Raw genomic sequence first — 17,749 nt, 5'->3', positions numbered from 1 at the left:
AAGTGCATACATCTTTAGGTAAATAAATGTGAATAACCACACTTAAAAAATGATTTATTTGGATTTAAATTGAGGAAACACATATTACGAGGGAGCAACTATATGGTTGCAGAAAAGCCAGACTGTCCATAAGGCGAGGTGGCGGCTTGATAAAACTGCGCAATACGACCTGCACGCTGCTCAACTTCAATATCGCGCTTAGCCGTTGCGGTTTCTGATTCAGCAGTAGCTGCAGCTTTCTCATCCTTTGTTAATTCGTTATCTACTTTGAACGATGCTGATTGCGTACTGCTTTCATCATCACTGTCTATATTACTAAGCTCTGCTTGCGCTGCAGCGAGCTTTTGAGTGGCATCAGCAGCAATCGAACGATCAGCACCAGAAGGCTCTGCCGGCGCTAAAGCTGCAGCACGTACCGTTTGCATTTTCTCTATTGTAGCTCGCGGGTCACCTGCTATTTCAGCAACGTCAATTTGTACTTCGCCACCAACAGCGTAATTGGTACCATCAGGTCCGCGTTGGTACTCATAACTTGGCGAACCTGCGTGTTGACCACCAACTGATGAGTGAGCTTGCTCATGAATACGTACTTCAATATCACGCGCTTTTAACTCTTTAATTTGCTCAGCGTCTTGTTGCTCTTGCTGAGCTACTTGCTCTTTTTGCTTTGCTTCTTTCTCTGTATCTTGTTGTTGCTGTTCATTTTGCTCTGGGTTTTGCTCTGCATCTCCCTGCTGACGCTCTTGAATTACTTTTTCGTCGGCAAGTTTACCCTTGGCATCATAAGTGCCGGTATCAGTTGTACCGGGTTGTTTAGTTTTTTCATTATCACCAAGCGCTTTGTTTTCAGCATTAGTCGGTTTTGTAGCTGCAGGTGGCGGGATAACTTCCCGAAGTTGGTTGTCACGCCGAGCGGTTTCCGTATAAACATTTGCGGTGTTTATATTAATATTTGGAAATGGCGTGACAATGTTCATGGCAAATTAAACACGAATATCAATCAAAGTCCCCAGCACTTCGTCTGCGGTTTGAATTGATTGCGTATTGGCTTTGGCATTAAACTCTTCGACCTTTAAATTGACCAAGGCTTCATCAATACGTGGTGGTTGTGACACAGGAGCGGTTACCGCTTCTTCCGGACGAGCAGCTTGCAGCTGGCGCTGTTGGGCAAGCTGGGCGTCGTCTTGTTGCTCAATGCTGGCGCGATTTATTTCTGCGCTGGCTTTCTCTATACCCTGACTGGCACGATTAAAACCTTCAACACCGTTATTAAACACAGATCCGATTGACATATAACACCTCCACCAATGATATATTGGTTAATTATCGCTCATAAAACAGTCAAAATAAAGCTTTACTGCAGAGTTTTTCAAACCACCGTAAAGTTACTTTTCAAAGCATTGATTTGACGGCAGATAAAAACTCTTTTTTATGGGATATAAAAGGTGCGTGTGACGCCTTATCGATCACTTCATACTCAAAATCGTGTTTTAAAACTTTCATTTTGGTTACTGCGCGATACGGTACCAATGCATCTAAACGGCCAAATACAGCACGGATCGGCACTGGACAACAGGCAAAAGCATCGCGTAAATCATCTTGCTGTAAAATATCCAAACCAGCAGTTAATGCACACTCTTGTGGAGCCGGAAATTCATTGAGTAACTGTTTAAGTTGTTTAATATCATCTCGGGCATTTTCACTGCCCATCGCCTGTATTGCCAAAAAGCGATCGATGGTTTTCTCACGATGAGTGACTAACTGCTCTTTAAATGCAGCTAATACATTTGCTTTAATTCCTGGCCAATCATCGCCTTCAGCAAACAATGGAGTTGCAGCAACTAATATCACTTTCGCGACTTTTTCAGGCCAGTGCTTTGCAATATAAAGAGCAAATAAACCACCTAAAGACCAGCCCATTAAGGTAGTGTTTGGCTGTAATTGATTGCTTAATTGTAATGCAGCGGCATGCAAAGTATACGGCTTTGGCGATGCTTGATTATTACCGTAACCGGGTAAATCAACACTGCGTACTGTATCGTTATGCATAAATTGAAGCTCCGGCAAGATCAACTGCCATACGCCTTGATTCATCCCCCAACCATGTAATAACACCAGCTCATTTTGCATTTTTTATAACCTTGCTCCAAACTTAGCGCTCATAATAGCGTTTGAGGGAATGAATGCAATGACTGCTTTTCATCAATGTTTTCAACAGCTGGGCGATTGGTTTTTTCCTTCTTTTTGTGTGCAATGCCAAAGTATTATCCGTACCAAACATAGTTTATGCGAACATTGTTTAGCTGATTTGCCGCTATTAGATATAACCACACATGCTAATTTACTGTATCGCCCAGATGTGGTTGAGTTATTTCCTGATTGCCAATTCGATTACCTGTTCGCTTGCGCGTGGTATCGTCCCCCTTTCGATGGTTGGCTCACGCAACTTAAATTTAGTAACCAAATTCATTATAAAAACGCATTGTCGTTAATTATTAGCCAGCAACTGACTGTTAGTAAAAAAAATAGCGAAATATGGCCAGATTTATTTATTATTTTACCTTTACATCAGCAGCGTTTTTTAAAGCGAGGCTTTAACCAAGTATCACAATGCTGGTTGCCATGTTTAGTAAATGAAAATATTGATTCTCAGAGTTTACAGCGTACAAAGAAAACCCAAGCACAGTCATCACTTAGCAAAGCTAAACGAGTAAAAAACTTACATGGCGCATTTATATGTAATACCGATATGAGCGGAAAAACAATTGCTATCATTGATGATGTGATGACCACAGGAGCAACTCTTAATGCTGCTACCGTCGCCCTTAAAAAGGCTGGTGCTAAGCAAGTTTGGGCATTTGTAACCTGCTTAACACCATTAGGTCATTAATACTTAAGCTAATTAATTAATCGGCATTCGCTCTAAATGTGTGACCAAAAAACAATGCATTGCTCAATAAACGACTGGTGCCGTACCAATAGCCCCTAAATACCGGATCATCTGTCATACCAATCACACTGCCACGACCATACGAATGTGCCACTAAACCAGCCGCTCCCGCTACTTGCTCAACATTCACATCATCGGTAAAGCCAGCTAGTAATGGCTTTTGCGTATACTGCAACACATTTACAAATGGTGCAGCTGACATTTCAAGTAACCAAGTACTATTTTTAAATACTGGTAAGGTGTCACGCTGTAATGAAAAAGTAAGTGGGTGCGTTAAATCGGCTTTAGTATTAAATATCGCTCCAGCAATACGTTGACGCCCAGCTAGATGATCTTTATCACCATAGTTTAAGCCATCCGTTTTGAAGGCGCTGGCAACATCTCGGCGTGATAAATAACTGGTTTTTAATAGTTGTTGATCGACTAAAAACTTAGCCCCACCTTTGTGGCCCCAAATAACTCCACCTTTACGTACCCAAGTTTTAATTGCTATTTTGTCAGCATCTGAAAGCTTATTGTAATTTCCATGAGCCAAAACAATGTGGCTGTAATCACTAAGTTCAAGATCACCAAAACGTTCAATTTCCACAATGGTAGATGCCACACCAACAAAGCGATCTAAGTAATACCACACTTCACCTACTTCATATTGACTAGTCCCTTGGCCACCAACGAGTAATACTTTCGGCGCTTTAACTACCGCTAACGTCCGCGAGCCTAAATCGACACCCTTTGCCGTTAAGCCAGAAGTAATAGGCGTAATCGCAATACCAAACTCATTTTGTGCACTATTTAATAACGACACCCATTGCGGATTTTTTTGAATCCCAGCAGGAATAATAATACTACCCGCAGCAAATTCCTGTGTACTTGCAAGCGATTTAGCTGATAACGGGCTGAGCGCCACACGAGCTTGCACACCTTGCTGTAATAATTTATTAAGCATTTTCGGAGCTAAATAATTATCCCATTTAAAGCCAAACGCATACTGTGCATCTAACTCAGCAAATTGTGGTTTTTCAGGCTGTTGCCATGCATTTTTACTAACGTCTAAGCCCCAGCCACTTTTGATTGCTGCAAACTCCAAGTTAAAAGCGTGGGCTAACGTCCAACCGGATACATCATAAAAAGTGTTATCAACAAAACGCTTTTGCTCACTAAAAATGGCTTTAACTAAGCGATATTGTGGCTGGGCTAATGGCACAAAATAACTTTTCGCAGAAAAATTCTTACCATCCGCTTTTACTGCTTTATTAAGTGGATAAGCTTTGATCTGATGCTGTTTCAATAAATCTAAAAAAAGTGCGCTACGTGTTGTATCTGCACCGCCTTGCACTACATAACCTTTATAATCTTCATCATTAGCAAGCTCTATAGCATTATTGTAAAAACTAGCTTGGTAATCGAGTAATGCTTGGCGATTATCTATCGCAGCCTGAAATGTAGATAGGCTCGTAAGCAGCTGGTTTTTAATCGTAAATGCAAAACTCAGCGGTCCATTTATGGTTTCTTGCAGATGACCACGAGAACTTGCTTGCTCAAATAAAATACCCACACCACCATTCACATCTGGATAAGTTGAACCTTTGCCATAGTAAAAATCATCAAAGCTTTCTTCGGTAAAATATAACGCGTTGTGTTCATCCAATGTTTTGGCATGATAGTTACCTATTGCCTTCGTGAGACTGACATTTTCATCAGGGGTGATCGGATGCTTACGTGATGGAATACCTGGCTGAAAGAAAAACGTGCTATTGGGACCCATTTCATGGAAATCAGTAAGAATATTGGGTTTCCAGTAATGAAACTTAGCAATACGAGCACGTGATTCAGGGTGTTGTAGCAGCAACCAATCACGATTTAAATCAAACCAGTAATGGTTAGTACGGCTACTTGGCCAGCTTTCAATATGCTCCCGAGTTTGTGGATCAGACGATAAGTTCATACCGCGATTACTATTCGCCCAATTCGCAAAGCGTGCTAAACCATCTGGGTTTAATGAAGGATCGAGTAAAATAACCGTGTTATTTAATAGCGTATCAATTTCTTTACCTTGCGCCGCAGCTAAATAATAAGCCACTAGCAAGGCTGAATTACTACCAGAAGATTCATTGCCATGAACGCTATAACCCATCCAAACGACCGCTGGCTGATCGGTTTCTTTGGCTTTTTCTGGATCGGCTAAACGAGCCAAGTGCGCCTTACGTGTTTGCTCCACATTCGCCAACTTATCAGCTGCGGTGATAGTTAGCATAACGAGCGGGCGCTGCTCATGGGTACGACCAATGACTTCAAAATTAATACGGTCACTTTTTTGTGCCAATATTTCCATATAACGAACGAGTTGATCATGACGTACGTGCCACTGCCCGACTTCATAGCCTAAAACCTGCTCTGGAGTGGGAATAGTTGGATCAAATTTCACATCATCATTGAAATAATATGAAAGCGGTTGTGCTAAACAAGAAAAGCTTAGCAATAGTGTAAAGATTGTTATTATCAAACGCATAGAAAACACTCAGTAAATGATCAATGTTTGCACGCTACCATTGCTTAAAATAGATGCCAAATTTTTACGCTCAACACTGGCGACAACGCGATGAGCGGAGTATGATAACCAGTATCCGAGTAATTTAGTCAAGTATAGTTGTTTTATGATTTCTATTTCCGAAACCGCACAATCGCATTTTGCAAAATTATTAGCTGACCAAGCTGAAAAAACAAATATTCGCGTATTTGTTGTTAACCCTGGCACATCACAAGCGGAATGTGGTGTATCTTACTGCCCTGAAGATGCAGTAGAAGCCACCGATATTCGTCTTCCTTTTAACGGCTTTGATGCTGTAGTTGACACAGAAAGCGCGCCATTTTTAGAAGAAGCTGAAATCGATTTCGTTACCGATAAAATGGGCACCCAGTTAACACTTAAAGCCCCCAATGCTAAAGCCCGTAAAATCGGTGATGATGCAGGACTTAACGAACGTATTCAACACATGTTAGAAACAGAGGTTAACCCTCAGCTTGCTAACCATGGCGGCCAAGTAAGCCTTGTAGAAGTAACTGCTGAAGGTATTGCTGTTCTTCAATTTGGCGGTGGCTGTAATGGTTGTTCTATGATCGATGTCACACTAAAAGAAGGCATTGAAAAAGAAATGATTGCTAAGTTCGATGAAATCACCGGTGTTGCTGATATTACTGATCACAAAGCTGGCGATCATTCTTACTATTAATAGTAGGCAGTCATGCTAAAGCCGCTGATATATCGCTTAGGTTCAGAGCCTAAGCTCAGTTTAAAGCGCTTTTTACGCGGCTTAGCACTGTTTGTGCTAGCCGTGATATTAATCACCCTCGGCTATTATAGCCACTACAGCTTACAAATCATCGGCTTAGTAATTTTAGCCATCGCACTATTCTTCGCCGCTTGGGGCTACTTAGGTATCTTTGCTAATCGCTTTTCGCAGGTATTAGACAGAAAAGATTCCCGTCCAGAAGAAGATCCTGATCTTTGGAAATAGCCAAAGCTCTAGGTTCTATCAAAATACTGCCATGAAAAAGCACTCATCAACAATACCTATTTAATTTGTCGTACTTTATTTCAGTTGTTGCGGGAGCCTGAGTTTATGAAGAACGAACCGACGACCTTCGGGTTATGAGTAGCCCAATTTTCGCACTCACTGAATTTTAGACATAAAAAAACACTCATTTTAAGAGTGTCGATTCATTATTACTTGATTTCAGTGGTTGCGGGAGCCGGATTTAAATAGATGGCCTTTGCTGGCTAATGTAGAGCTGAGACCGACGAGCTATTTATTTCACTGAGTTTCAGGCATAAAAAAACACGCTTTAGGCGTGTCTGTTTAATATTCTAAATTGTAATTGTAATTGTAATTGTAATTTCAGTTGGTTGCGGGAGCCGGATTTGAACCGACGACCTTCGGGTTATGAGCCCGACGAGCTACCAGGCTGCTCCATCCCGCGCCTGAAATATTAAGTGTTATTTTACTTCTTACTTAATTAAAGAAGTCAGCCAACTCACTAAAGAATTGGTTGCGGGAGCCGGATTTGAACCGACGACCTTCGGGTTATGAGCCCGACGAGCTACCAGGCTGCTCCATCCCGCGCCTGTATATTTTAAGTCTATCGACTAGTGATTTTTAACTCTCACCAAGAGTTTACAGTAACCGCTTCTTTAAAAGAATTGGTTGCGGGAGCTGTGAAAGGTGAAGAGTGAACCGACGACCTTTTAAAACTTCCAATGCACCAAATCATTTAAGAAAATTGGTTGCGGGAGCCGGATTTGAACCGACGACCTTCGGGTTATGAGCCCGACGAGCTACCAGGCTGCTCCATCCCGCGCCTGTAATTTCTTTTTCAACGGTTTCGCGTTATTTGCGAGCCTGTTTCGAAGAGAGCGCTATAGTATAGGAATCATATTATAATGCAACAGTTAAACTGCTTAAAGCTGTTCAACCGAACAAAAAGCAAACAAACAGAGTAATTAAAGCGCTCTTTGGTGTGGACTGATCATTTTTTGCCACTCCCAATCAGGGTGACCCATCACTATAAAGTCAGGGTTCTCTGTACTCTCACGCTGATTGTAGGTTAATGGATTAAATTCAGCATCAGTAATACAGCCACCTGCTTCTTCAACAATTATTTGCGATGCTCCCGTATCCCACTCACCTGTTGGCCCTATCCGTAAAAAACAGTCAGCTTTACCCTCAGCAACAATACATGCTTTTAAAGAGCATGAACCTACAGCAACTGTTGTAAACTGCGCGTTCAAGTATTGACTAACAGCTTCAATTTTTTGACGACGACTAACAGCCAAAGTTAAGTTATCTGGAGTGGCAACATTGATCTGCTGCTCTACGCCATCAACACGCTTAAATGCACCATTTTGATAACTGGCAAAATAAGTTGTCTCTTTCGCTGGCCAATAAATCACCCCAAGCACTGGGCGATTGTTTTCAATCAAAGCGATATTTACCGCAAAGTCGCCGCTTTCTAAAATAAACTCACCGGTACCGTCCATTGGATCGAGTAACCAATAGCGCTGCCAATCTTGCCTATCTGCTAAAGCAGGGATTGGTGTTTCTTCTGACATAATAGGAATATCTGGCGCTAGTGCTTTTAATCCAGCAACTAACACATCGTTAGCGGCTAAATCGGCTTTAGTGACAGGTGTGTGATCTGACTTTTCTTGCTGGCCAATATCATCTTTCTTGTAAATAGCCATAATCGCAGCACCAGCGCTTTGCGCAAGCTCAATACATGGCTCAAGTAATTCAATCATTCGCAGCTCCTGATTCTAAATGCTTAGTTAATAATAGCAAAGCTGCAACGCTTCGTGCTTCGGTGAAGTCTGATTGTTGTAATAATGACTGCCAATCGGTTAATGGCCACTTAACAACCACTAATGGTTCTGGCTCGTCCCCAACTAAAGTTTGCGGATAAAGTTGTTGCGCAAACAATATGTGCATAGTCGCATTAAAGTAACTGGGTGCCATTGAAACCACTTTAAGTGGCTGAAGTTGCTCAGCACCAAAGCCAACTTCTTCTTTTAATTCTCGGTTTGCTGCTTGTTCTGGTGTTTCACCAGGATCAATTAAGCCTTTTGGGAAGCCTAGTTGATAATCATTAGTGCCAGCACAATATTCTCGTACTAACAGTAATTCATTATCAGCTGTTAATGGCACTATCATTACAGCCCCTCGGCCACCGCCGCGGATCCGTTCGTATTGACGCTGTTCGTCATTTGAAAATTTTAATTCAAGTGATTCCACCGTAAATAATCGGCTTTTAGCAACAACTTCGGTGCGAAGAATTTGTGGTGGTGTTGGGTGCTTTTTCTGTGTCATTGGCATTAATTTGCTATCATGGCAGTTAGTTCAATAATAAACCCTATAAGATGAAATTCCTATGTTAAATTGGTCAAAAATCGATACTGTGCTGCTAGATATGGATGGCACTTTGCTCGATCTCCATTTTGATAATCACTTTTGGCTGACAGTGATCCCTGAGCAACTCGCTATCGCAAAGAATATTAGTTTGGCACAAGCCCAAGCGGATATATTAAAACGCTATCAAGCCGTTAGCGGTCAAATCCAATGGTATTGCTTAGATTACTGGGAACAACAACTTAATTTACCTATTATGGAGCTAAAATATCAGCATCAGCACCTCATTAAAATGCGTGAGGATGTACCAGCATTTTTAACATCGTTGCGAAAAGCGGGTAAAGAGTTGATTTTACTTACCAACGCACACCCGGAAAGTGTCATGCTCAAGTTTGAAAAAACCAATATTGATAACTATTTAGATGGTGTGGTGTCGACTCATCAATATGGTGTGAGTAAAGAGCAGCAAAGCTTATGGCAGCAAGTACAACTCGATTTAGGTTTTGATAAGCAGCGTACGCTGTTCGTTGACGACAGTTTAGCGGTACTAAACGCCGCAAAAGAATATGGTATTGGCCATTTATTGGCGGTTGCAAACCCAGATAGTAAACAACCGCACAATGAAATCAGTGACTATTTGAGCGTCACTGATTTTCGTGACATGCTGCCTTAATTTTTAGGGTAGCGAGCCTCTAAGCCTTGATATACAAGCTTTGCAAAATCAGCATGTTCCGTATTCAGGCTTTTAACGACCTCAACTAAATGCTCGTTATCTTCTTTGCCATGCCATTCTTTAATGTAGCTACCATCTTTATAACCATGATCTTGGCGGAAAAAATTAAGCGTATTTTTACCTACATAGCCTCGATATAAATCATCAATATCCATACCTATTTGCGCCATACATCCAGCGAAGGCTGCGGCGTTAAAGGTTTTCTCAGCGACGGCTGACGCGGCGAGAATTTCTAACGTTTGTTTGAAATCATCAGCTTGTTGCGGTGCACTTAACTGTTGTTCCAACTGCTTAGCAAGCTCTAAATAACTGGTCTCACCATCAATGCGTAACGATAAACCGAAGTGAAAAATATCAACCAATTCTAAAATAACTTGCTCGGTATCTGGAGTTTGCTTTTTCCACCATTTCCAACCGTAATGATCAAGCATTTCAGCGCATTCAACCCAAATAGCGCGATACCATTCAAAGCCTTGGCTAAACCATTGATCATGAACTTTGGTGTTCATGGCATTTTGCATTTCTAGCATCACCACTAGTTTGTTTAAATTGGCAGACATATCTCTTCCAGTTACTATTTTAATTGCCGTAATAATACAGATAAATACTCTTCGATGAAATCGATTCTACGTACTGATTGTGGTTAATACGCAGAGGTCGCTAACACAAATATTGCCAATATAGCTAAGGGCATTTCATTACGCGGCACCCGAGGATATTTTGCTAACTGAAAACTGACGGCTACCTGCCTGTAGTAAATTCTTGCCATGAATTAATCAGGTCTACAAAATCTTCAAAACCACAGCCGCTACTTAAACCATTTTCTTCAAGCATCAGTTCATCGTCTTGATAAGCAAATAAATCTTCAGAGTCTTGATGCAAGGCATGGGCTTCAAAAATGGCTTCATCTTTATTTAAAATCAAATCAATTTCTTGACCTTGCAGTGTCAGCGGCTCGAAACTTCTAGCAACTGAGGCGATTAAAGCCTGCACCATGGCGATTTTATCTTTACCGATTTCTTCATTAAGCCAACGGCCAATAACAGCATGTTCACTGCTAATTTTGATACGTAAGCCACTGATTGGATCACGTATAAACTGGTATTCCATAAGGTTCCCTAAATACAACTAATGATCGGGATTATACCCTAGTCAGCTATGAATAAATAAAGCCAGATACAAAAATAGCGCTAAAAAGCGCTATTCTTTGAAGTGATACAGCTACCGATAAGATCTAAACCGCGCGGCATCAATGATTGCCCAAATATAGACGATCGGCAGTAATATAAAACCAATCGCAACATAAATAAGCGCGCCACTAATAACCCACGCTAGGAAGAAACCAATTGCCGCCATGATCCGGCCTTGAACTAACTGCCCTAAACCTGGGAAAAATATATTACAAATCGCTGCGATAACATTACCGCCTGAACCTTGCTCTGCCATGTTAACCTCAATTATTAATTTAATTTTATTCTTATCTACTTACATTCTTCATGCCAATTATTTAGTTATTAAAAATCAATATGTTAAAATCAACGGTAATACGAAGAACTAGCTAAAATCGTGATTTTTACTAAATATAAGTCAAATTGGCGATATCACTTCACACCATTGATCTAGCTTAGCTAAAAAATGACTATAAATGAATCATTAAGTTTTTAAAGCCTTTAGACTATGTATTAAATTAACTGGTTATAAAAACAGTATTTTATTTAGCCTAACAAAAACACCTGTTATACTGCTTTTAATATTGATTGAAAAGGCGTGATGATGGACGTTTCAGAATTACTCGACGGTTTAAATGATAAACAACGGGATGCAGTTGCAGCCCCACTCCAAAATATGCTGGTGCTTGCTGGCGCAGGCTCTGGGAAAACTCGAGTACTCGTTCATCGTATCGCATGGTTAATGCAGGTTGAGCAAGCCTCCGCTTATAGTATTTTTGCAGTAACCTTTACCAATAAAGCAGCTAAAGAAATGCGCACGCGCGTTGAACAGGCCCTTCAGGCACCAGTAGGTGGTATGTGGATTGGTACTTTCCATGGCTTATCACACCGTATATTGCGTGCCCACCATCGCGAAGCAAACTTACCAGAAGCGTTTCAAATTTTAGACTCTGATGATCAACTTAGAATGATCAAACGCTTATTAAAAGCCATGAATATTGATGACAAAAAATGGCCTGCAAAACAGTTTGGCTGGTATATCAGCGCCAAGAAAGATGAAGGTCTGCGCCCCAAAGATATCCAAGCTTACGACATCAACGAACAAATGATGCTTAAAGTTTACACCGCTTATCAAGAAGCATGTGATCGAGCCGGATTAGTTGATTTTGCCGAAATCTTATTACGTAGTTTTGAAGTACTAAAAAATAATCCAACCTTACTACGTCACTACCAGCAACGTTTTGCCCATATGCTAGTAGACGAGTTTCAAGATACCAACACCATTCAATATGCATGGCTTAAATTATTAGCCGGCGATACCAACAGCATCATGATCGTAGGTGATGATGACCAAAGTATTTACGGTTGGCGTGGTGCTAAAATTGAAAACATTAAGCGCTTTTTGACCGATTTTAAAGCCGAAACTATTCGCCTTGAACAAAACTATCGCTCTACTGCCACTATTCTAAAAGCGTCTAATGCACTTATTCAAAATAACTCAGACCGAATGGGTAAAAGCCTCTGGACTGATGGCAATGATGGTGAACCTATTTCTGTTTATGCCGCTTTTAACGAATTAGACGAAGCGCGCTTTGTAAGCAGCAAATTACGCAGCTGGTTAAACGCTGGTAATGCCCTACAAGATGCGGCGATTTTATATCGTAGTAACGCGCAATCGCGGGTACTTGAAGAAGCCATGTTACAAGAAGGCTTGAAGTACCGCATTTACGGCGGTATGCGCTTCTTTGAACGTCAGGAAATTAAAGATGCGCTGGCATATTTACGGCTCGTAGGTAATCGTCAGGATGATGCTGCATTTGAGCGAGTGATTAACACTCCTGCTCGTGGCATTGGCGATAAAACCTTAAGCCATATTCGCGATTGTGCGCGTAGCGAATCATTGCCATTATGGTACGCCGCCAAAGCCATCGTAGAACAACAACATTTATCAGGACGTGCGGCGACGGTTGTTACTAAGTTTGTTGAACTGGTAGAACATATTGAAGATAAAATTGGTGATCTCACTTTAGAAGAGCAAGCGAAATACGCTATTCAAACATCTGGTTTAATGGCGATGTACCAAGCAGAAAAAGGCGAAAAGGGCCGCGCCCGGGTAGAAAACTTAGAAGAGCTGATCAGCGCCTGTGGCCAATACGAACTCCCGGAAGATGAAGAGTTTAGCTCACCACTGCAAGGATTCTTGGCTTATACCTCACTGGAATCCGGTGATGGTCAAGCTGAAGAACATGAAGATGCAGTGCAAATGATGACGTTGCACTCAGCGAAAGGCTTAGAGTTTCCACTCGTATTTATGGTTGGTGTTGAAGAAGGCATGTTCCCATCTCAACAAAGTAATGAAGAATCAGGTCGGTTAGAAGAAGAGCGTCGTCTTTGTTATGTCGGCATGACTCGCGCCATGGAAAAACTCTATATTAGCCATGCCGAGAGCCGCCGTCTTTATGGTCAAGAAAAGTACCACAGTCCATCACGCTTTTTACGTGAAATGCCTGAAGATTGTATTGAAGAAATTCGTATTAAAACTCAAGTATCGCGACCACCCGCAGCAGGACGATTTAGCTCATCAGTAAGTCATGCCGTATTTGAAGAAAGTGGCTTTAGCTTAGGACAACACGTATTACATGCAAAATTTGGTATGGGAACGGTTATTAATTACGAAGGCAGTGGCGCTCAATCTCGCGTACAAGTGAATTTTGATGACTTTGGTAGTAAGTGGTTAGTAACTGTTTATGCACGACTACAAGCCATTTAACTCGTTAATAAGTAATATCCTACCGCAAATTGCCTATGCTAAACATAGGCAATTGCTACTCATTACTGGCGAACAAAACTGGTGTTATCAACAGGCTAATGAGTTACTCAAGCAACTTTGCCATCCGCTTGTTAAGGTATTATCAACTAGTGGCGAACTCACTGACAGTAGCTGGCCTGAACATACTCATCAAATTCTTGGCCAAGAATTTCAGCATGTTATTTATGACGGTTTTAGTGGCTTAGTGCCAGACAAATTTGCTGCTCTTAGTGGCACTGTTCAGGCTGGCGGTTTATTTATTGTATTGTTGCCAGAACTTGATGATTTACACTATTGGTGTGACCCAGCACTGACCGCCTTTCAATCATTTGCTCAACAACAACAGCAGAGTTATTTTAACCAACGCTTTGCACGCTTACTCCAGAGTAATTTGTATCTGCACCTCAGCCAACAATCAGGCTGGCAAACGTTACCAGAAACAAGCCAGCTAACAGGTAAAATAAACCTAACTGAACAGCAATTTTGCATCGAGCAAATCATTAGAACTGCCAACGGTAGAGCCAACCGCCCTTTATTGATCAGCGCAGATCGTGGCCGCGGAAAATCGGCGGCTTTAGGGCTTGCTGCTGCAACACTTAACGATAAAAAAATACTCATTTGTGCACAGCAGTTTAACGCCCTACACAGCTGTTTTAAACACTTTGCCGCAGCACGAGGATTAAGCTATCAAACTCGGGATAAACAACTCGCCAACTTGCATTATATTGCACCCGATCAATTACTAAATGAACTACCTGACTGTGATGTATTGTTGGTTGATGAAGCTGCTGCGATCCCAGTACCATTATTAATTAAAATGCTCACGCATTATCCCCGCATTATATTTGCCAGCACTATGGTAGGTTATGAAGGGAATGGCCGCGGGTATACTTTAAAATTCAAACGTTACCTAGAGCAACATTATAAAAATATGCATAGTGTTACTCTAGAGCAACCAATTCGCTTCGCAGCGAATGATCCGCTAGAACAGCATATTTGTAATTTGTTAGCACTTGACGCCGATTATCAAGATATTACGCTAGACACCAGCGCTCTGCTCTATTCTGAACTGACTCCCCAACACCTTGCTGAAAATGAAGCACTACTGCGTCAAGTCATTGGGCTATTAGCATTAGCGCATTATCAAACTAGCGTGAATGACTTGCGCCACTTACTCGACGCGACAGAGCAACGCATCTTTGTATGTCAGCAACAAGGCGTTATTATTGCAGTATGCCTAATTGCGATTGAAGGCGGTTTAACCGCAGACTTGAGTCAACAGGTTGTTAGTGGTCAACGTCGCCCACAGGGGCATTTGATGGCGCAAACATTAGCACAGTTAAGTGCTAATGCTGACGTACTAACAAGGTTGTGTGCTCGTGTTGTGCGCATTGCTGTAGCTCCATCACAGCATAGTAAATGTATTGGTTCACAACTTATTGCTCATTGTGAACAGCAACTAGCATCAAGCTGTGACTGGTTTGGAGCCAGTTTTGGCGCTAATGCGAGCCTACTCAAGTTTTGGCAAATGGCGGGGTTTAGTTTAGTTAAACTAGGCTTTATGCAAGATAAAGCGACTGCAGAACATGCAGCTCTTGTGGCTAAAAGTTTAACTGATCGCAGCTCGCTAATTAAAAATCTGAAAACTGATTTTCAATCAGACTTTGCATTGCAACTACTTGATCATTTCAATCAGTTAGATCAACAATTAGTCGAACAAGTACTGCGTGACTGTGCTCAACATAACGCTGATAACATCCAAGATACACGTCTAGCTGCATTACTAACAACAGATTACCAAATTTTTACCATCAAACCTTTATTGTGGCGGACACTTTGGTGCACACCAAGCAGCTTATCTAATTGCGATGAAAATACCAAATGTCTTTTTATTAGACTAATATTACAAAACTGGTCATCACAAAAGGCACAAATAGTTTTACAGATCCGTGGTAAAAAATCACTCGATAAACTATTCAAACAGGCTGTTACTAATTGGTATGAACAATACTTACTTAAAAAATTACCTTAGCGTTCTTTTCTTCTTTTCATTTTCACATAGCAATTTCGCCTATGCCGAGAACAAGCCAGCGATAAAATTAGGCATGTCTACCGCGTTAACAGGACCTGCCAAACAAATTGGTGAACAACTTTACCTAGGTAGTAATATCTATTTTAACAAGCTAAATAAAAACGGAGGTATCAACGGAGCACACGTAGAATTAATAGTCGCCGACGATGGTTATGAACCAAAACGCGCAGTAAGTAATACTCGTCGCTTTATTTATCAAGACAAAGTAGATGCGCTATTCGGTGCAATGGGAACTCCAACAAGCTTTGCTGTTTTACCAATCCTTGAACAACTGCAAATTCCATATTTAATGCCTTACAGCGGCGCTAAATTTTTGCATTATCAGCCAACAATTAATGTATTCAACATAAGAGCTAGCTACGATGATGAAGCTGACGAGCAAATAAAATACCTAGTCGAAGAAAACAATCACACACGTATTGGGTTTTTAATTCAAGCAGATGAATTTGGTCTTGTAGTAGAATCTGGATTGCGAGAATCGCTCGCCAAACACAATCTAAAGCCAGTTAAAGTCGCTCGCTATCAACGAAATAGTAATGATATTAAGGATGCTCTCAAAGCACTAAAAGCCAGCGGTGCTACTGCCATTTGCTTAGTCGGCACATACAAACCATTATCTGAATTTATAAATAGCGCATATGAACAACAGTTTATGCCTGACTACACCAGTATATCTTTTGCCTCAAGCAATGACTTATTTGCTCGCCTAAAATACTCCAGTAAACTTATGGCGACCGAAGTAGTCCCTAACCCTAATAAATGTGACGCCTATTGGTGCACTGAATTCTTAAAAGATATGGCTGCAGCGCAAATTAACACACCTAATCGTCTGCACTTTGAAGGCTATCTCAATGCAATGGTGTTTAGCGCCGCAGCACAACGCTGCCCGCAACCACTGCAACATAATTGTTTAATGCAGCGCCTAAATATTATTTTTAGTGAAGATAAACAAATAAACGCGTTATTCGTCAATAAAACTGATAAGAATAAGCATACTGTCTATCGCTCTGTGTTTTAACAAAATAGCTGCGCTTTCTAAATAATGTTCTATTATTAAGCTATATATTTAGGAGGTGAGGACACTATGGACTTAATTAATTTTAGAGTAGGCCAGAAAACAATTTCATTAAAAATTCTCGACATACTTTTAACTGAACGCTTTGAAGATAATTTAACCTCATTACCTAACGACAATAAAAGTTTTATTGGTGTTAAAGACTATATGGAAACCCCCACTCCAATATTTGATCTAGGTATTATTCTCAACAAACAATCAACACAAGAAACCAATCAATCATTAGTCGAATTATTTAGCGAGTGGCAACAAAAGCAACAAGAATGGTTTACTGCACTAGAGATTAGTATCAAACATAATCAGCCGTTTAATCATAATACCGACGTTCAGCAGTCAAATTTTGCAAAATGGTACAGTCATTTCAAAACTGAAAATGAAGATCTCAAAGCAATTATAGAACGCTTTAAAACCCCTCATAGTCGGCTATATACAAAAGCGAATAAATTAATCGAGTTGGTAAAACAAAACAACGAAAAACAAGCGCTAGTTGAACTGAGCATAGAGCGTAACAGCAACTACATGCAACTCATCAGATTGTTTGAATCTGCCAAAGAACAGATCTTGCTCGATCATAAACCCATTATCATCTTCACCACAAAAGATGGCAGAACCCCTCACATAGGTTTACTCGTTGATAAAGTCGAAGATAATATCAGCTACAAAAAAGAAAATATCAAACCGTTAGATAAGCTCACAGATGTCGGTTTTGATATTGATTCGCAAACTAAGAATATGATGCGTGGCCTTATTAAGCTGGAAAATAAACACAGCGTACTCATAGATCCGAGTGCTATTTTCAGACCACAGCACTTAATGCACCAACAGGCAGAAGAAACCGAAGAGTATGGATTGTTTTAATGAGATAAAACGTAAAAAAGCCCGGCTCTTTCGAGTCGGGCTTTCTCAATTTGGAGCCTGGCAATGTCCTACTTTCACATAGCAAATGCTACACTATCATCGGCGCTGTTTCGTTTCACTACTGAGTTCGGCATGGGGTCAGGTGGGTCCAAAACGCTATTGT

The 17,749-nt window shown here is 41.0% G+C and carries 17 protein-coding genes, 3 tRNA genes and 1 rRNA gene; 8 read left to right on the top strand and 13 right to left on the bottom strand.

The genetic code is table 11. The annotated features are described in order from the left end of the window. Positions 1-98: 98 nt before the first annotated feature. From H5154_RS17280 to bioH, 3 genes are all read right to left on the bottom strand, one after another. Complete coding sequence (locus H5154_RS17280; protein WP_182719093.1) at positions 99-977, bottom strand: putative metalloprotease CJM1_0395 family protein; 879 nt, start codon at positions 975-977, stop codon at positions 99-101. A gap of 6 nt (positions 978-983) precedes the next feature. Continuing rightward, positions 984-1,292 carry a hypothetical protein gene (locus H5154_RS17275; RefSeq protein WP_182719092.1) on the bottom strand — a complete coding sequence of 103 codons (309 nt, stop codon included), beginning with the start codon at positions 1,290-1,292 and terminating at the stop codon, positions 984-986. A 100-nt stretch (positions 1,293-1,392) separates the two neighbouring features. Continuing rightward, positions 1,393-2,130 carry a pimeloyl-ACP methyl ester esterase BioH gene (bioH, locus tag H5154_RS17270; protein ID WP_182719091.1) on the bottom strand — a complete coding sequence of 246 codons (738 nt, stop codon included), beginning with the start codon at positions 2,128-2,130 and terminating at the stop codon, positions 1,393-1,395. 58 nt (positions 2,131-2,188) lie between these two features. Between bioH and H5154_RS17265 the strand changes: the two genes are divergently transcribed. Beyond that, on the top strand, positions 2,189-2,890 hold the full coding sequence (locus H5154_RS17265) for a ComF family protein (RefSeq protein WP_182719106.1): 702 nt from the start codon (positions 2,189-2,191) through the stop codon (positions 2,888-2,890). A gap of 16 nt (positions 2,891-2,906) precedes the next feature. On the opposite strand, the gene H5154_RS17260 is transcribed toward H5154_RS17265, so the two are convergent. Next, entirely contained in the window at positions 2,907-5,459 is a 2,553-nt protein-coding gene (locus H5154_RS17260) for a M14 metallopeptidase family protein (RefSeq protein ID WP_182719090.1), read from the bottom strand. A gap of 145 nt (positions 5,460-5,604) precedes the next feature. Between H5154_RS17260 and nfuA the strand changes: the two genes are divergently transcribed. Both nfuA and H5154_RS17250 read left to right on the top strand, forming a co-directional pair. Beyond that, positions 5,605-6,180, top strand: coding sequence for a Fe-S biogenesis protein NfuA (gene nfuA, locus H5154_RS17255; RefSeq protein ID WP_145242549.1), 576 nt, complete (start codon positions 5,605-5,607; stop codon positions 6,178-6,180). A 12-nt stretch (positions 6,181-6,192) separates the two neighbouring features. Then, positions 6,193-6,465, top strand: coding sequence for a hypothetical protein (locus H5154_RS17250; RefSeq protein WP_145242551.1), 273 nt, complete (start codon positions 6,193-6,195; stop codon positions 6,463-6,465). 386 nt (positions 6,466-6,851) lie between these two features. Here H5154_RS17250 and H5154_RS17245 read toward each other — a convergent pair. The 5 genes from H5154_RS17245 to nudE form a co-directional block, all read right to left on the bottom strand. Continuing rightward, a tRNA-Met gene (locus H5154_RS17245) sits at positions 6,852-6,928 on the bottom strand. Positions 6,929-6,994: 66 nt separating this feature from the next. Then, positions 6,995-7,071, bottom strand: a tRNA-Met gene (locus tag H5154_RS17240). A gap of 158 nt (positions 7,072-7,229) precedes the next feature. Then, positions 7,230-7,306: transfer RNA gene (locus tag H5154_RS17235), tRNA-Met, on the bottom strand. A gap of 142 nt (positions 7,307-7,448) precedes the next feature. Then, positions 7,449-8,246, bottom strand: coding sequence for a 3'(2'),5'-bisphosphate nucleotidase CysQ (gene cysQ, locus H5154_RS17230; RefSeq protein WP_145242561.1), 798 nt, complete (start codon positions 8,244-8,246; stop codon positions 7,449-7,451). Further along, positions 8,239-8,811 (bottom strand): ADP compounds hydrolase NudE, encoded by a 573-nt coding sequence (gene nudE / locus H5154_RS17225; protein WP_179959231.1) that lies wholly within the window; start codon positions 8,809-8,811, stop codon positions 8,239-8,241. Before nudE ends, cysQ begins: the two co-directional genes overlap by 8 nt. Positions 8,812-8,872: 61 nt before the next feature. On the opposite strand from nudE, the gene yrfG reads away from it, so the two are divergent. Beyond that, the gene (gene yrfG / locus H5154_RS17220) at positions 8,873-9,523 is read left to right on the top strand and encodes a GMP/IMP nucleotidase (protein ID WP_145242565.1); all 651 of its coding nucleotides are present in this window, start codon (positions 8,873-8,875) and stop codon (positions 9,521-9,523) included. Here yrfG and H5154_RS17215 read toward each other — a convergent pair. The 3 genes from H5154_RS17215 to H5154_RS17205 form a co-directional block, all read right to left on the bottom strand. Beyond that, a complete protein-coding gene (locus tag H5154_RS17215; RefSeq protein ID WP_149983053.1) occupies positions 9,520-10,143 on the bottom strand; it encodes a dUTP diphosphatase in 624 nt (207 codons plus the stop codon). The genes yrfG and H5154_RS17215 overlap by 4 nt on opposite strands. A gap of 181 nt (positions 10,144-10,324) precedes the next feature. Further along, positions 10,325-10,693 (bottom strand): YacL family protein, encoded by a 369-nt coding sequence (locus H5154_RS17210; RefSeq protein WP_182719089.1) that lies wholly within the window; start codon positions 10,691-10,693, stop codon positions 10,325-10,327. Positions 10,694-10,804: 111 nt separating this feature from the next. Continuing rightward, positions 10,805-11,029: a hypothetical protein gene (locus H5154_RS17205; protein ID WP_145242571.1), complete on the bottom strand. Its 225-nt coding sequence runs from the start codon at positions 11,027-11,029 to the stop codon at positions 10,805-10,807. 327 nt (positions 11,030-11,356) lie between these two features. Here H5154_RS17205 and uvrD point away from each other — a divergent pair, with 327 nt between their 5' ends. From uvrD to H5154_RS17185, 4 genes are all read left to right on the top strand, one after another. Further along, positions 11,357-13,522 (top strand): DNA helicase II, encoded by a 2,166-nt coding sequence (gene uvrD, locus H5154_RS17200; RefSeq protein ID WP_145242582.1) that lies wholly within the window; start codon positions 11,357-11,359, stop codon positions 13,520-13,522. Then, on the top strand, positions 13,500-15,593 hold the full coding sequence (locus H5154_RS17195; RefSeq protein WP_145242573.1) for a GNAT family N-acetyltransferase: 2,094 nt from the start codon (positions 13,500-13,502) through the stop codon (positions 15,591-15,593). The genes uvrD and H5154_RS17195 overlap by 23 nt, the downstream gene beginning before the upstream one ends. Positions 15,594-15,666: 73 nt before the next feature. Further along, positions 15,667-16,671 carry an ABC transporter substrate-binding protein gene (locus tag H5154_RS17190; RefSeq protein WP_259398546.1) on the top strand — a complete coding sequence of 335 codons (1,005 nt, stop codon included), beginning with the start codon at positions 15,667-15,669 and terminating at the stop codon, positions 16,669-16,671. 66 nt (positions 16,672-16,737) lie between these two features. Then, positions 16,738-17,586 (top strand): chemotaxis protein, encoded by an 849-nt coding sequence (locus H5154_RS17185; RefSeq protein WP_182719087.1) that lies wholly within the window; start codon positions 16,738-16,740, stop codon positions 17,584-17,586. Between the two features lie 55 nt (positions 17,587-17,641). Here H5154_RS17185 and rrf read toward each other — a convergent pair. Beyond that, positions 17,642-17,749, bottom strand: a 5S ribosomal RNA gene (gene rrf, locus H5154_RS17180); the annotation flags it as partial.

Source organism: Pseudoalteromonas sp. SR44-5 (assembly GCF_014163675.1).
GTDB lineage: Bacteria > Pseudomonadota > Gammaproteobacteria > Enterobacterales > Alteromonadaceae > Pseudoalteromonas > Pseudoalteromonas rhizosphaerae.
The sequence above is the reverse complement of the archived record's forward strand: the minus strand, read 5'-3'. Positions and strand labels throughout refer to the sequence as shown.

Excerpts from the sequence above, each read along its gene's own strand:
- H5154_RS17280 (WP_182719093.1), bottom strand. The coding sequence starts at position 977 with ATGAACATTGTCACGCCATTTCCAAATATTAATATAAACACCGCAAAT.
- H5154_RS17275 (WP_182719092.1), bottom strand. The coding sequence starts at position 1,292 with ATGTCAATCGGATCTGTGTTTAATAACGGTGTTGAAGGTTTTAATCGT.
- bioH (WP_182719091.1), bottom strand. The coding sequence starts at position 2,130 with ATGCAAAATGAGCTGGTGTTATTACATGGTTGGGGGATGAATCAAGGC.
- H5154_RS17265 (WP_182719106.1), top strand. The coding sequence starts at position 2,189 with ATGACTGCTTTTCATCAATGTTTTCAACAGCTGGGCGATTGGTTTTTT.
- H5154_RS17260 (WP_182719090.1), bottom strand. The coding sequence starts at position 5,459 with ATGCGTTTGATAATAACAATCTTTACACTATTGCTAAGCTTTTCTTGT.
- nfuA (WP_145242549.1), top strand. The coding sequence starts at position 5,605 with ATGATTTCTATTTCCGAAACCGCACAATCGCATTTTGCAAAATTATTA.
- H5154_RS17250 (WP_145242551.1), top strand. The coding sequence starts at position 6,193 with ATGCTAAAGCCGCTGATATATCGCTTAGGTTCAGAGCCTAAGCTCAGT.
- cysQ (WP_145242561.1), bottom strand. The coding sequence starts at position 8,246 with ATGATTGAATTACTTGAGCCATGTATTGAGCTTGCGCAAAGCGCTGGT.
- nudE (WP_179959231.1), bottom strand. The coding sequence starts at position 8,811 with ATGACACAGAAAAAGCACCCAACACCACCACAAATTCTTCGCACCGAA.
- yrfG (WP_145242565.1), top strand. The coding sequence starts at position 8,873 with ATGTTAAATTGGTCAAAAATCGATACTGTGCTGCTAGATATGGATGGC.
- H5154_RS17215 (WP_149983053.1), bottom strand. The coding sequence starts at position 10,143 with ATGTCTGCCAATTTAAACAAACTAGTGGTGATGCTAGAAATGCAAAAT.
- H5154_RS17210 (WP_182719089.1), bottom strand. The coding sequence starts at position 10,693 with ATGGAATACCAGTTTATACGTGATCCAATCAGTGGCTTACGTATCAAA.
- H5154_RS17205 (WP_145242571.1), bottom strand. The coding sequence starts at position 11,029 with ATGGCAGAGCAAGGTTCAGGCGGTAATGTTATCGCAGCGATTTGTAAT.
- uvrD (WP_145242582.1), top strand. The coding sequence starts at position 11,357 with ATGGACGTTTCAGAATTACTCGACGGTTTAAATGATAAACAACGGGAT.
- H5154_RS17195 (WP_145242573.1), top strand. The coding sequence starts at position 13,500 with ATGCACGACTACAAGCCATTTAACTCGTTAATAAGTAATATCCTACCG.
- H5154_RS17190 (WP_259398546.1), top strand. The coding sequence starts at position 15,667 with ATGTCTACCGCGTTAACAGGACCTGCCAAACAAATTGGTGAACAACTT.
- H5154_RS17185 (WP_182719087.1), top strand. The coding sequence starts at position 16,738 with ATGGACTTAATTAATTTTAGAGTAGGCCAGAAAACAATTTCATTAAAA.